We start from the raw sequence: 13,609 nt of genomic DNA on the forward strand, positions 1-13,609 counted from the left end.
AAACGTTTTGTATGACGGTCATCTTTACACGAGACCGTGGCACAACCCCAACTACTGCAAGTATTTTGGGACTTCTCCTACAGGATCGGACCGACTGGGCTTCAATGAATCCACAGAATCGAGTAACGTGCCGACCAATTGTAGATTAAACGTTTCAGCAGTCGCATTGTCTGCTGCAATCGAGATGAAAGCGATGTCCGATGGATAGCACTTCATCCCCCAAGCTGTCGATCAAGTCGATCGTCATTAAAACAAGAATCAGGTGGCGCCTTGGCGCTGCACAGGAGTCAAGGCAATGCTCGAACTCACTCTGGAGCAAATATCCATGGCCCAGTCGGCTGTGGATAAAAATGCCGCACTTGAATTGATTGCCGACCACCTGGTCGCTGATGGTCTGGTTGCAGAAGGCTATCTCACCGGGTTGATGAATCGCGAACAACAGGGTTCCACGTTTCTCGGTCAGGGCATCGCCATCCCTCACGGGACCCCTGAAACCCGCGACCTTGTATCCACCACTGGCGTACGCCTGATGCAGTTCCCCGAAGGGGTGGACTGGGGCGACGGTCAGATGGTCTATCTGGCTATCGGCATTGCAGCCAAGTCCGACGAGCACCTGCGCCTGCTGCAACTGCTTACCCGCGCGCTGGGCGAAGAAGACCTCGGTCAGGCCCTGCGTGAGGCGCAGACGCCTGAAGACCTGCTCAAGCTCCTGCAAGGTGCACCTCAGGAGCTGGCGCTCGATGCACAAATGATCAGCCTGGGCGTGTCGGCGGACGATTTCGAAGAGCTGGTCTGGCGCGGCGCCCGCCTGCTGCGCAAGGCTGATTGTGTGAGTAACGGTTTTGCCGCCGTGCTGCAGCAAGTCGAAGCCCTGTCGCTGGGCGATGGCCTGTGGTGGCTGCACAGCGAGCAGACCGTCAAGCGTCCTGGTCTTGCATTCGTTACACCCGACAAACCTATTCGCTATCTGGGCCAGCCGCTGACAGGCCTGTTCTGCCTGGCCAGTCTCGGTGAGGCTCATCAGGCCTTGCTTGAGCGCTTGTGCCTTTTGTTGATCGAAGGCCGTGGCCACGAACTGGGTCATGCCACCAACAGCCGGGTGGTGTTGCAGGCCCTGGGCGGCGAATTGCCCGCCGAGTGGCCGACCCGGCAAATCAAGCTGGCCAACGCCCATGGCCTGCACGCCCGTCCGGCGAAGATCCTTGCGCAACTGGCCAAGGAGTTCGACGGCGAGATTCGTGTGCGTATCGTGGAAACCGGCGATACCGCTGTCTCGGCCAAGAGCCTGAGCAAACTGCTCAGCCTGGGTGCTCGTCGTGGTCAGACGCTGGAATTCGTCGCTGAACCGAGCATTGCTTCCGACGCGCTGCCTGCGCTGCTTGCAGCTGTGGAGCAGGGGTTGGGCGAAGAAGTCGAGCCGCTTCCGGTCGTGTCCGAAACCCAAGTTGCACCAGCTCCCGCCGCCGTTACCAAGCCCGCCAATGCACCGGCCGCAGGCAGCGTGCTGCAGGCTGTTCCTGCCTCGCCCGGCATCGCCATGGGCCCCGCGCACGTTCAAGTTTTGCAGGCGTTTGAATACCCACAGCAAGGCGAGTCTGTCGCCGCTGAGCGCGAGCGCCTGCAACAGGCGCTGGCCGAAGTACGTCGCGACATCGAAAACCTGATCCAGCGCAGCAAATCCAAGGCCATCCGCGAAATCTTCATTACCCACCAGGAGATGCTTGATGACCCGGAGCTTACCAGCGAAGTGGAGCTGCGCCTGAACAAGGACGAAAGCGCTGCCGCTGCCTGGGCAAGCGTGATCGAAGCGGCTGCCGTTCAGCAGGAACAATTGCAGGATGCCTTGCTGGCCGAACGTGCAGCGGACCTGCGCGACGTTGGTCGCCGCGTGCTGGCGCAGATCTGTGGCGTCGAAACCATCGCCGCCCCGGACGAACCCTACATTCTGGTGATGGACGAAGTCGGTCCGTCCGACGTGGCGCGTCTGGACCCGGCGCAAGTCGCGGGCATTCTGACCGCACGCGGTGGCGCGACCGCGCACAGCGCCATTGTTGCCCGAGCGCTGGGTATTCCCGCGCTGGTCGGTGCCGGTGAAGAAGTGCTGCTGCTCAAGCCGGGTACCGTATTGCTGCTGGACAGCCAGCGCGGCCGTCTGACGGTTGCGCCGGACGAAATCACCTTGCAGCGCGCGGTTCAAGACCGGGATGCCCGCGAGCAGCGCCTCAAGGAAGCCGCTGCGTTGCGCATGGAGCCAGCAGTGACTCGCGACGGTCACGCGGTTGAAGTGTTCGCCAACATCGGCGACAGCACCGGCACGCCGGCAGCAGTGGAGCAGGGCGCGGAAGGCGTCGGCCTGCTGCGCACCGAATTGCTGTTCATGGCGCACTCGCAGGCACCGGACGAAGCTACGCAGGAAGCCGAATACCGCCGCGTACTCGAAGACCTGGGCGGACGTCCGCTGGTGGTACGTACGCTGGATGTCGGTGGTGACAAGCCGCTGCCGTACTGGCCCATCGATAAGGAAGAGAACCCTTTCCTCGGCGTGCGTGGCATCCGTCTGACCTTGCAGCGTCCCGATGTAATGGAAAGCCAGCTTCGTGCATTGCTGCGAGCGGCCAACAGCGGGCCGCTGCGGATCATGTTCCCGATGGTCGGGACCGTTGAGGAGTGGCGTCAGGCGCGAGACATGACACAGCGTCTGCGCGAAGAAATTCCGGTCAGCGACCTGCAACTGGGGATCATGATCGAAGTGCCGTCCGCCGCGCTGATCGCGCCCGTGCTGGCCAGAGAGGTCGACTTCTTCAGCATCGGCACCAACGATCTCACTCAGTACACCATGGCCATTGACCGCGGTCACCCAACCCTGTCGGCTCAGGCCGATGGTTTGCACCCCTCGGTGCTGCAATTGATCGACATGACCGTGCGCGCCGCGCATGCCAATGGCAAGTGGGTGGGCGTTTGCGGCGAGCTGGCGGCAGATCCGCTGGCAGTGCCGGTTCTGGTCGGCCTTGGTGTTGACGAGTTGAGCGTTTCAGCACGCAGTATTGGCGAGGTCAAAGCCTGTGTTCGTGAACTGACGCTGAGCACCGCTCGGCAACTGGCGCAAAATGCGCTCACAGTGGGCAGCGCCGCTGAAGTACGTGCGCTCGTGGAGGCCTTGTAATGGCAAAGATTCTTACTCTGACCATGAACCCGGCGCTCGATTTGACAGTGCAGTTGGGGCAGATCGAACTGGGCCAGGTCAATCGCAGCAATGCGATGTTGACTCATGCGGCAGGCAAGGGCCTGAACGTGGCGCAGGTACTGGCTGACCTTGGGCATGACCTGACCGTCGCCGGTTTTCTGGGCATCGACAATCAGCAGGCGTTCGAAGCGTTGTTCGAGCGTCGCGGTTTTGTCGACGAGTTCGTGCGCGTGCCCGGCGAAACCCGCAGTAATATCAAACTGGCCGAAGGTAACGGTCGTATCACCGACCTGAACGGCCCGGGCCCGCAGGTCAGCGACGAAGCGCAGCAGGCACTGTTCGTCCGCGTGCAGCAGATTGCATCGGACTTTGATGTAGTGGTCGTTGCGGGCAGTCTGCCACGTGGCGTGACGCCTGAATGGCTGCAAAAACTGTTGGTGATGCTCAAGGACCTGGGCCTGAAAGTCGCGCTGGACAGCAGCGGTCTTGCCCTGCGTGCCGGTCTGGCAGCAGGCCCGTGGCTGATCAAACCCAATACTGAAGAGCTGGCTGATGCGCTGGACGCGCCAATCATCTCCATCGCCGCTCAGGCCGAAGTGGCGGCGCGTCTGCACACTCAAGGCATAGAGCATGTAGTGATTTCACAGGGTTCGGAAGGTGTGCACTGGTTCAGCCCGAATCTGGCGCTGCACTCGCTGCCACCCAAGGTCACTGTGGCCAGCACCGTGGGTGCGGGCGACTCACTGCTGGCGGGCATGGTTCACGGCCTGATCAGCGGCGATGGACCGCACACGACACTGCGCACCGCCACGGCGATCGCTGCCATGGCCGTTACCCAGATCGGTTTCGGCATCACCGATACCGCGCAACTCAAACGGCTCGAAGGCGGCGTCTCCGTGCGCAACCTGACAGAACAATAAGAGAGGATCGTCATGAAGTTAGCCATAGTAACGGCCTGCCCGAACGGCAAGGTCAGTAGCGTACTCAGTGCACGATTGCTCGAAGCGGCGGCGATGCGTCAGGGCTGGGAAACCAGCGTCGAGATCATCGACCCCAACAAGCCGGATCGACAACTGTCGGCCCAGGATATCGAGGCCGCCGATCTGGTGCTGGTCGTCAACACCGGGCCTGTGGACCTGAGCCGTTTTGTCGGCAAGCGCCTGTTTCAGGATTCTCCCTCTCACGCCTTGCAGGATGTCGATGGCTTCCTGCAACGCGCCGATAAGGACGCGCAGGTTTACGTTGCACAAGAGGCTGCCGCGCCCGAAGCGGTAGGCAGTGCCGGTGGTCAGCCGCGTATCGTCGCGATCACCGCGTGTCCGACGGGTGTGGCGCATACGTTCATGGCCGCCGAAGCCATCCAGCAGGCCGCAAAGCGTCTGAACTATGACCTGCAGGTCGAGACTCAGGGCTCGGTCGGCGCTCGCAATCCGCTGAGTCCGCAGGCCATTGCGGACGCTGACGTGGTGTTGCTGGCAGCGGATATCGAGGTCAACACCGATCGTTTTGTAGGCAAGAAAATCTATCGTTGCGGCACAGGCATCGCGCTCAAGCAGTCCGACGCCACGCTGAAGAAAGCGCTGGCAGAAGGTCAGGTCGAATCCGACGCAGCGGCGGCCAAGTCGCCTGCAAGGCAGGAGAAGACTGGTGTTTACAAGCACCTGCTGACCGGCGTGTCGTTCATGCTGCCGATGGTCGTAGCCGGCGGTCTGCTGATTGCGCTGTCGTTCGTGTTCGGCATCACGGCGTTCAAGGAGCAGGGCACGCTGGCGGCTGCGTTGATGCAGATCGGGGGTGAAGCAGCGTTCAAACTGATGGTGCCGTTGCTGGCCGGTTACATTGCATACTCCATCGCTGACCGTCCGGGCCTTGCGCCGGGCATGATCGGCGGCTTGCTGGCGAGCACGCTGGGTGCCGGTTTCATCGGCGGCATCGTGGCAGGCTTTCTGGCGGGCTACAGCGCCGCAGCGATCAATCGCTACGCACGCCTGCCCGCCAGTGTCGAAGCGCTCAAGCCGATCCTGATCATCCCGTTGCTGTCTAGCCTGTTCACCGGTCTGGTGATGATCTATGTGGTCGGCAAGCCGGTTGCAGGTATGCTCGAAGCCCTGACCCAGTTCCTCGACAGCATGGGGACCACCAACGCCATTCTGTTGGGTGTGGTGCTGGGCGCGATGATGTGTGTCGACCTGGGTGGGCCGATCAACAAGGCGTCTTATGCATTCTCGGTTGGCCTGCTGGCCTCGCAGAGCTACGCGCCAATGGCCACTGCGATGGCCGCGGGCATGGTTCCACCCATCGGCATGGGCATTGCCACGATTCTGGCGCGTCGCAAGTTCGCCCAGAGCGAGCGAGAGGCAGGCAAGGCCGCGTTTGTACTGGGGTTGTGCTTCATCTCCGAGGGTGCGATTCCGTTCGCGGCCAAGGACCCGTTGCGCGTGATCCCGGCGAGCGTCCTTGGCGGTGCGCTGACCGGTGCGCTGTCGATGTACTTCGGCTGCAAACTCATGGCCCCGCACGGCGGCCTGTTTGTCATGCTGATCCCCAACGCCATCAACCATGCGCTGCTGTATCTGTTGGCAATCGCAGTAGGCAGCGTGGTGACGGGCGTGGTGTATGCGGTGCTCAAGCGGCCGGAAGCCGTCGAACTGGACGTCGCCCCGGCCAGCGCTTGAAGCCCTGAAGATGATGGCTGCCACGCTCCGGCGTGGTAGCCCCGCTCTTGCCGCTCTGCGTCCGCTGATCGGCATCACTGTCACACTCCCCCAACATTCCCCTGCTAGGTTGCTCTTTTGCCTGTCTGCGAGGGGGTTACCGTGAGCCAGTTCGATCTCAAGCGTCGTCGTGTCATTCAGGCCGTCGGGGCCGGGTTGTTGTTGCCGGGGCTTGCGCCGGCGGTCATTGCATCGGTGCAGGATCGTCCGAAGATGACTGAAGGTGTGCAGTCGGGCGATGTGCTGGGCGACCGCGCAATGGTCTGGAGTCGAAGCGACCGCCCTTCGCGCATGATTGTCGAGTGGGACACGCGCAGCATGTTCACTCAGCCCCGGCGTGTGGTGTCGGCGCTGGCCGATCAACGTACCGATTTCACCGCCCGCGTCGAGCTCACCGGTTTGCCGGTGGATCAAACGATTTTCTATCGCGTGTCGTTCGAAGATGCGCAGAGCGGTGTTGCCAGCGAACCCTGGTTCGGCCATTTGCGCAGCATGCCGCAACAGCGTCGCAATATTCGCTTTGTGTGGAGCGGTGACACGGTCGGGCAGGGTTTTGGTATCAACCCGGACGTGGGTGGCATGCGCATCTACGAGGCCATGCGCCTGCGCCTGCCGGACTTTTTTATCCACAGCGGCGACACCATTTACGCCGACGGCCCGGTCCCGGCACAGATGACGGTCGAGGATGGGCGCATTTGGCGCAACCTCACCACCGAGGCGAAAAGCAAAGTCGCCGAAACGCTGGACGAATACCGCGGCAATTATCGCTACAACCTGATGGATGAAAACCTGCGCCGGTTCAACGCCGAGGTGCCGCAGATCTGGCAATGGGACGACCACGAAGTGACCAATAACTGGTCGCCAAGCAAACAACTGGATGACCGTTACAAGGTCAAGGACATTCAACTGCTGTCCTCTCGCGCCCGTCAGGCCTATCTGGAATACGCGCCGCTGCGTCTGCAGGAGGCCGACAACGGCGGGCGGATCTATCGCAAGATTCCCTACGGTCCGATGCTGGATGTGTTCGTTCTGGACATGCGCAGCTATCGCGATGGCAACGATGCCAATCTGGCCGACAAGCCGGGTCCAACCACGGCCTTCCTCGGGCGCGAACAGCTGGATTGGCTCAAGCGCGAACTCAAGGGGTCGAGGGCGCAATGGAAAATCATCGCCGCCGACATGCCGGTCGGCCTCGGCGTGCCGGACGGCGAGGTGAGCCCCGGCGTTGCGCGCTGGGAAGCGATTGCCAATGGCAACGACGGCCCTGCGCTGGGACGTGAGCTGGAGGTCGCTGAGTTGTTGGCGTATCTGCACGCGCATAAGATTCGCGACTGCGTGTGGCTGACGGCCGACGTGCATTACTGCGCCGCGCATCACTACCAGCCGGATCGTGCGGTGTTTCAGGACTTCGACCCGTTCTGGGAGTTTGTTGCAGGGCCATTGAACGCAGGCAGTTTCGGGCCAAACGTACTGGACAAGACCTTCGGTCCCGAGCTGGTGTTTCAGAAAGCCCCGCCCGCGCAGAACACCTCACCGTTCGCCGGTTTCCAGTTTTTCGGCGAGGTGAATATCGATGGCCAAAGCGGCGAAATGACCGTAAACCTGCGCGACCTGGATGGGGTGTCGGTGTTCGAGCGTAAATTGCAGCCGGTGGTGGAGGTCAGTCGTCTCGTCTGACGCCTCGCACCGGTGGTTTTCCGAAAATCCTTGCAACACACCCGTTGTGGGTGGCTTATCATTAGCCACCTATCGACGGGACCGGGTGCGTTGCATGCTGGCTATTTTTCTTGAAACACTGAACATCACCGCCCCGGTGTTCGCCATGCTGTTTCTTGGCGTGTTCCTCAAGCGTATTCGTGCAATCAATGATGCGTTCATCGTTGCCGCATCGGGGCTGGTGTTTAACGTCACGATGCCTGCGCTGCTGTTTCTGGGCATCATTCATGCCGATCTGCGCGCAGCGCTGCAACCCAGACTGCTGATCTTTTTTGGTGTCGCCACGCTTCTGAGTTTCGCGGTCACTTGGGGCTGGGCCATCTGGCGCTGCCCGCATGAAGATCGCGGGGTCTATGTCCAGGGCGCATTTCGTGGCAACAATGGGGTAATCGGTCTGGCGCTGGCCGCCAGCATGTATGGCTCTTACGGCATTTCCCTGGGCGCGATTCTCGCGGCGCTGGTCATCGTCTTTTACAACACGCTGTCCACTGTGGTGCTCGCGGTCTACAGCCCGGTGATCAAATCCGACCCGTGGAGTGTGTTCAAGAGCGTGCTGGCCAACCCGCTGATCATCAGCGTGCTCGTCGCCTCGCCGTTCGCCTACTTCAGCATCGGCCTGCCCAAGTGGCTGGAGACTTCCGGCTCTCTTCTGGCGCAGATGACTTTGCCGCTGGCGCTGATCTGTATCGGTGGCACGCTGTCGCTGGCCTCGCTGCGCAAGAGCGGAAAACTGGCGGTCAGCGCCAGTCTGGTGAAGATGGTCTGGCTGCCGGTGCTGTGCACCTTCGCGGCGTGGCTGGTGGGCTTTCGCGGTGCGGAACTGGGGATTCTGTTTTTATACTTCGGCAGCCCGACGGCCGCTGCCAGCTACATCATGGCGCGCACCGCCAATGGCAACTATGAGCTGGCTGCGGCAATCATTGTGCTCACGACGCTGGCCGCCGCCGTGACGACCAATATCGGGATTTTTATTCTGCAGTGGGGCGGCTGGATCTAGCCGCTTTACGGCGTCATTCAGGCTTCACGTAGCTGTCGATCACTTCCTGCGCGGCGCGGAATGCGTCGATGGCAGCCGGTACGCCTGCGTACACGGCGCAATGCAGCAGCGCTTCGCGAATCTCTTCCACCGTGCAGCCATTATTCAGCGCGCCCCGTACATGGCCCTTCAGTTCCTGCGAGCATTTGAGTGCTGTCAGGGTCGCCAGGGTGATCAGGCTGCGGGTTTTCAGTGGCAGGCCTTCACGGCTCCAGACGCTGCCCCACGCGTGCTCGTTGACGAAGTCCTGCAACGGCTGGCTGAAATCGGTGGCGTTGCCCAGTGCGCGGTCGACGTAGGCATCGCCCATCACCTGGCGACGAATCTGCTCGCCATCGCTGATCGTTTTGTCTGTCATGGCATTTCTCCTGTGGCGTTTGTGGACGGACGTCTGTGAGTCAGTGCTGCCGTCGCCATGCGCGGACCACGCCAAAGGCAACGATAACCCCGAGCAGCGGCACAACGAACCTGAGCATCATGCCTTCAAGCCGTTCGGCCAGCAGCATGCCGGTGCTGATCGATACGATATGCAGGCCGTAGGTCAGATACAGCGACAGCAGAAAAACGCCTTCGATGCGGTCTATCCGGTAGCCGGAATAGAACAGCGGCACGCACAGCACTGCGACGCCCAGCATGATCGGCAGGTCGAAAACCAGTGCGTTGGGCGAAATGGTCAGCGGCACTGGCGCGATCAGCGCGGTCAGCCCCAGCACACCGAGCAGATTGAACAGGTTGCTGCCGATCACGTTACCCACGGCAATGTCACGCTCGCCACGTATCGCTGCGATCAGCGAGGTCATGAGGGCGGGTAGCGAGGTGCCGATGGCGATCACCGTCAGGCCGATGATGCGCTCGGACAGCCCCAGGTTGATGGCGATCACGACTGATGCGTCAACCAGCAGGTGCCCGCCTGACGTCAACAGCAGCAAGCCGCCCGCAAGCATGGCGATATGCGTCAGGGTGCGTGGCTTTTCTATCGTTTCTGCGTGGCCGTGGCGAGGTACATGGCCGCCCTGACGGACCACGACGAACAGGCAGACCAGCAGACCCGCGATCAGCAGGACGCCGTCGAGCTTACTGAACTCACCGGTCAATGACAGGGCGATCACCAGCAGGCAGGCGCCGATCATGAGTGGAATGTCGACACGCAGTACCTGGCGCGCCACCCGCAGCGGGGTCACCAGCGCACACAGGCCCAGAATGACCAGCACGTTGAAGATGTTGCCGCCGATCACACTGCCCACGGCGATATCGGTGTTGTCCGAAAACGCGGCCTGCAGGCTGACCGCCATTTGCGGTGCGCTGGTGCCCATCGCCACGACGGTCAGGCCGATGATCAGAGGTCTGATCTTGAACAGGGCTGCAAGGTGGGCGGCTGATCGAACCGACAGCTCAGCGCCAATCAGCAGCAAAAGAAGGCCGAAGACCAACTGGATCAGGGCAGGGGCGGGCAGTGTCGATAGCTGGAGAATTGCGGGCGTCCTTAGTCGAGGGCCTGAATGCGTACGGGGGCGGTGCCGCTGCGCAGCATACCCAGTTGTTCGGCTGCCTTGCGAGACACATCGATCAATCGGCCTCGGGTATGCGGGCCGCGATCGTTGATGCGCACAACGACGGATTCATCATTGTCGAGATTGGTCACTTTGACACGCGTGCCGAAGGGCAGTCGACGGTGAGCGGCGGTCAAGGCGTTCTGGTTGAAAGGTTCGCCGCTGGCAGTACGGTTGCCGTGATGCTGCGAGCCGTAATACGAGGCGCGTCCGGTTTCGTCGTAACCGTGGGGGTCGATGAGGCTGTTGCTGGAGCAACCGGCCAGTAAGGTCAGCAGACTGCAGGCGGAGAGAAGTCGGCGCATGGGTCGGGTCCTGAGTGCCTGTGGGTGAGCGCGGTTTTAACGCAATTCCATGTGGCCCGGCTATTTGTCGGAGGCGGCTTGTCGGCGAAGGCGTCAGGCCAGTCACCAGGTTGTCGCCTGAAAGATGCATCGCCAGCAAGCCGCCTCCCACAGTCTGTGCGAGGCGGCTGCGCATCTCTCGCGGGTATCAACCTTCCAGCTTGGCCTTGAGCAGTTCGTTCACCTGCTGCGGGTTGGCTTTGCCTTTGGAGGCTTTCATCGCCTGGCCGACGAAGAAGCCGAACATCTTGCCGCGTTTCGCTTCGTCTGCGGCGCGGTACTGTTCGACCTGTTCGGCGTTGGCAGCGAGCATCTCGTCCAGCATCGACTCGATGGCGCCGCTATCAGTCACCTGCTTCAGGCCGCGTTTCTCGATGACTTCATCGGCACTGCCTTCGCCATTGGCCATCGCTTCGAACACCATCTTGGCAATCTTGCCCGAGATGGTGTTGTCAGTGATGCGCTTGAGCATGCCGCCCAGTTGTTCGGCGCTGACCGGCGACTGCTCGATCTCGACACCTTGCTTGTTCAGCAGGCTGCCCAGTTCGACCATGACCCAGTTGGCGGCCAGCTTGGCGTCGCCGCTGATGCTGACCACCTGTTCGAAATAGTCCGCCTGCTCGCGACTGGAAGCCAGCACGCTGGCGTCGTAGGTCGATAGGCCGAACTGGCTTTGGAAACGTTCGCGTTTCTGCGGCGGCAATTCCGGCAGAGTGGCGCGGGTTTCTTCCAGAAACGAGTCTTCGATGATCACCGGCAGCAGGTCAGGGTCGGGGAAGTAACGGTAGTCGTTGGCTTCTTCCTTGCTGCGCATGGCGCGGGTTTCGTTGGTGTTCGGGTCATACAGACGGGTTTGCTGGATAACCTTGCCACCGTCTTCTATCAGGTCGATCTGGCGCTGGATCTCGCTGTTGATCGCCTTCTCGATGAAGCGGAACGAGTTGACGTTCTTGATCTCGCAGCGGGTACCGAACTCGACCTGACCTTTCGGGCGGATCGACACGTTGCAGTCGCAGCGCAGCGAGCCTTCGGCCATGTTGCCGTCACAGATGCCCAGGTAACGAACCATCGCATGGATCGCCTTGACGTAAGCCACGGCTTCCTTGGCGCTGCGCATGTCCGGCTCGGAAACGATTTCCAGCAGCGGCGTACCGGCGCGGTTAAGGTCGATCCCGGTCATGCCCTGAAAATCTTCGTGCAGGCTTTTGCCCGCGTCTTCTTCAAGATGCGCGCGCGTGATGCCGATGCGCTTGACCGTGCCGTCTTCCAGGGTGATGTCCAAGTGGCCCTTGCCGACGATAGGCAATTCCATCTGGCTGATCTGATAGCCCTTGGGCAGGTCAGGGTAGAAGTAATTTTTGCGGGCGAACACGTTGTGCTGGCCGATTTCAGCATCCACCGCCAGGCCGAACTTGACGGCCATGCGCACGGCTTCCTTGTTCAGGACCGGCAATACGCCCGGCATGCCCAGATCGACGAGGCTGGCCTGGGTATTAGGCTCGGAACCGAACGTCGTGGAGCTGCCGGAAAAAATCTTCGATTGGGTCGAAAGCTGGGTATGAATCTCCAGCCCGATGACGACTTCCCATTGCATGTGTTTCTCCTCAGAAGCCTTCAGGTGCGCGAGTGTGCCAGTCGGTGACCTGCTGATACTGGTGCGCGACGTTGAGCAGACGGCCTTCCTGGAAATACGGTGCGAGCAGTTGCACGCCCACCGGCAGACCTTCGACGAAGCCCGCTGGCATCGACAGGCCCGGCAGGCCCGCGAGGTTGGCGGTGATGGTGTAGAAGTCTTCCAGGTATTCGGCAATCGGATCGTTGGTCTTGGCGCCGATTTTCCAGGCCGGGTTGGGCGTGGTCGGGCCGAGGATTACGTCCACTTCGGCGAAAGCGTTCATGAAATCGTTCTTGATCAGGCGACGGATCTTCTGCGCCTGCAGGTAGTAGGCGTCGTAATAGCCTGCCGACAGGGCGTAGGCACCGACCATGATGCGACGTTGCACTTCCGGACCGAAGCCTTCGGCGCGCGAACGCTTGTACAGGTCGGTCAGGTCTTTCGGGTTTTCGCAGCGATAGCCGAAACGCACGCCGTCGAAGCGCGACAGGTTGGACGATGCCTCTGCCGGTGCAATGACGTAATAGGCCGGGATGCCGTGCTGCAGGTTGGGCAGGCTGATTTCCTTGACGATGGCACCGAGCTTTTCAAGCTCCTTGACGCTTTCGTGGACCAGCTGCGCAATCCGCGGGTCCAGACCTGCACTGAAATACTCCTTGGGCAAACCGATACGCAGGCCTTTTAGCGACGCGTTGAGGGTTGCCGAGTAATCCGGAACAGGCTCGTCGATGCTGGTGGAATCCTGTGCGTCGAAACCGGCCATGCCTTGCAGCAGCAGGGCGCAGTCTTCAGCGGTACGGGCCATCGGGCCGGCCTGATCAAGGCTGGACGCGTAGGCGATCATGCCCCAGCGCGACACGCGGCCGTAGGTCGGCTTCAGACCCGTCAGGTTCGTCAGTGCGGCAGGCTGGCGAATCGAGCCGCCGGTGTCAGTGCCGGTCGCGGCAGGCAACAGGCGCGCAGCTACGGCCGCAGCGGAACCGCCGGACGAGCCGCCAGGCACGCATTCAAGGTTCCAGGGGTTCTTCACGGCGCCATAGTGGCTCGACTCGTTGGCAGAACCCATGGCGAATTCGTCCATGTTGGTCTTGCCCAGCGTCACCGTACCGGCCGAAGCCAGTCGGGAAACCACGGTGGCGTCGTACGGTGCCTTGAAATTGTCGAGCATCAGCGAGCCGCAGCTGGTGCGGATGCCCTGCGTGCAGAACAGGTCCTTGTGGGCCAGCGGGGCACCGAGCAGGGCGCCATGCTCACCGGCGGCACGGCGCGCGTCCGCGGCCTGGGCCTGAGTAATGGCCAGGTCTTCGGTGAGGCTGATGAAACTGTTGAGCTGAGGGTCGAGTTGCGCGATGCGCGACAGCAGGACACGGGTCAGTTCTTCAGAGGAAAACTTCTTTTCGGCGAGTCCGCGGGCGATCTCGGCCAGAGTCATTTGATGCATGCAGGCTCT

10 protein-coding genes are annotated in these 13,609 nt (G+C 61.4%); 5 read left to right on the plus strand and 5 right to left on the minus strand.

The features are described from left to right. The first annotated feature begins 295 nt into the window (after positions 1 to 295). The 5 genes from ptsP (at position 296) to KDX39_RS20885 (ending at position 8,611) form a co-directional block, all read left to right on the plus strand. Positions 296 to 3,163, plus strand: a complete 2,868-nt coding sequence (gene ptsP / locus KDX39_RS20865) for a phosphoenolpyruvate--protein phosphotransferase (RefSeq protein WP_231661668.1) — start codon at positions 296 to 298, stop codon at positions 3,161 to 3,163. Continuing rightward, a complete protein-coding gene (gene pfkB, locus KDX39_RS20870; RefSeq protein ID WP_210042312.1) occupies positions 3,163 to 4,104 on the plus strand; it encodes a 1-phosphofructokinase in 942 nt (313 codons plus the stop codon). The genes ptsP and pfkB overlap by 1 nt, the downstream gene beginning before the upstream one ends. Positions 4,105 to 4,116: 12 nt before the next feature. Further along, complete coding sequence (locus tag KDX39_RS20875) at positions 4,117 to 5,859, plus strand: PTS fructose-like transporter subunit IIB (protein WP_231661669.1); 1,743 nt, start codon at positions 4,117 to 4,119, stop codon at positions 5,857 to 5,859. Between the two features lie 141 nt (positions 5,860 to 6,000). Then, positions 6,001 to 7,575: an alkaline phosphatase D family protein gene (locus KDX39_RS20880; protein ID WP_231661670.1), complete on the plus strand. Its 1,575-nt coding sequence runs from the start codon at positions 6,001 to 6,003 to the stop codon at positions 7,573 to 7,575. Positions 7,576 to 7,669: 94 nt separating this feature from the next. Next, entirely contained in the window at positions 7,670 to 8,611 is a 942-nt protein-coding gene (locus KDX39_RS20885) for an AEC family transporter (RefSeq protein ID WP_231661671.1), read from the plus strand. Between the two features lie 13 nt (positions 8,612 to 8,624). Here KDX39_RS20885 and KDX39_RS20890 read toward each other — a convergent pair whose 3' ends face one another. The 5 genes from KDX39_RS20890 to gatA all read right to left on the minus strand — a co-directional run bounded on the left by KDX39_RS20890 (position 8,625) and on the right by gatA (position 13,600). Next, on the minus strand, positions 8,625 to 9,008 hold the full coding sequence (locus tag KDX39_RS20890) for a carboxymuconolactone decarboxylase family protein (RefSeq protein ID WP_099226352.1): 384 nt from the start codon (positions 9,006 to 9,008) through the stop codon (positions 8,625 to 8,627). Positions 9,009 to 9,048: 40 nt separating this feature from the next. Further along, positions 9,049 to 10,080 (minus strand): calcium/sodium antiporter, encoded by a 1,032-nt coding sequence (locus tag KDX39_RS20895; RefSeq protein WP_231661672.1) that lies wholly within the window; start codon positions 10,078 to 10,080, stop codon positions 9,049 to 9,051. 53 nt (positions 10,081 to 10,133) lie between these two features. Further along, positions 10,134 to 10,505, minus strand: a complete 372-nt coding sequence (locus KDX39_RS20900; RefSeq protein ID WP_184321237.1) for a septal ring lytic transglycosylase RlpA family protein — start codon at positions 10,503 to 10,505, stop codon at positions 10,134 to 10,136. A 187-nt stretch (positions 10,506 to 10,692) separates the two neighbouring features. Continuing rightward, the gene (gatB, locus tag KDX39_RS20905; RefSeq protein ID WP_004881571.1) at positions 10,693 to 12,138 is read right to left on the minus strand and encodes an Asp-tRNA(Asn)/Glu-tRNA(Gln) amidotransferase subunit GatB; all 1,446 of its coding nucleotides are present in this window, start codon (positions 12,136 to 12,138) and stop codon (positions 10,693 to 10,695) included. A 10-nt stretch (positions 12,139 to 12,148) separates the two neighbouring features. Continuing rightward, a complete protein-coding gene (gene gatA / locus KDX39_RS20910) occupies positions 12,149 to 13,600 on the minus strand; it encodes an Asp-tRNA(Asn)/Glu-tRNA(Gln) amidotransferase subunit GatA (protein WP_231661673.1) in 1,452 nt (483 codons plus the stop codon). Positions 13,601 to 13,609 lie beyond the last annotated feature (9 nt).

It is taken from the genome of Pseudomonas sp. CDFA 610, assembly GCF_021147865.1.
GTDB lineage: Bacteria > Pseudomonadota > Gammaproteobacteria > Pseudomonadales > Pseudomonadaceae > Aquipseudomonas > Aquipseudomonas alliivorans.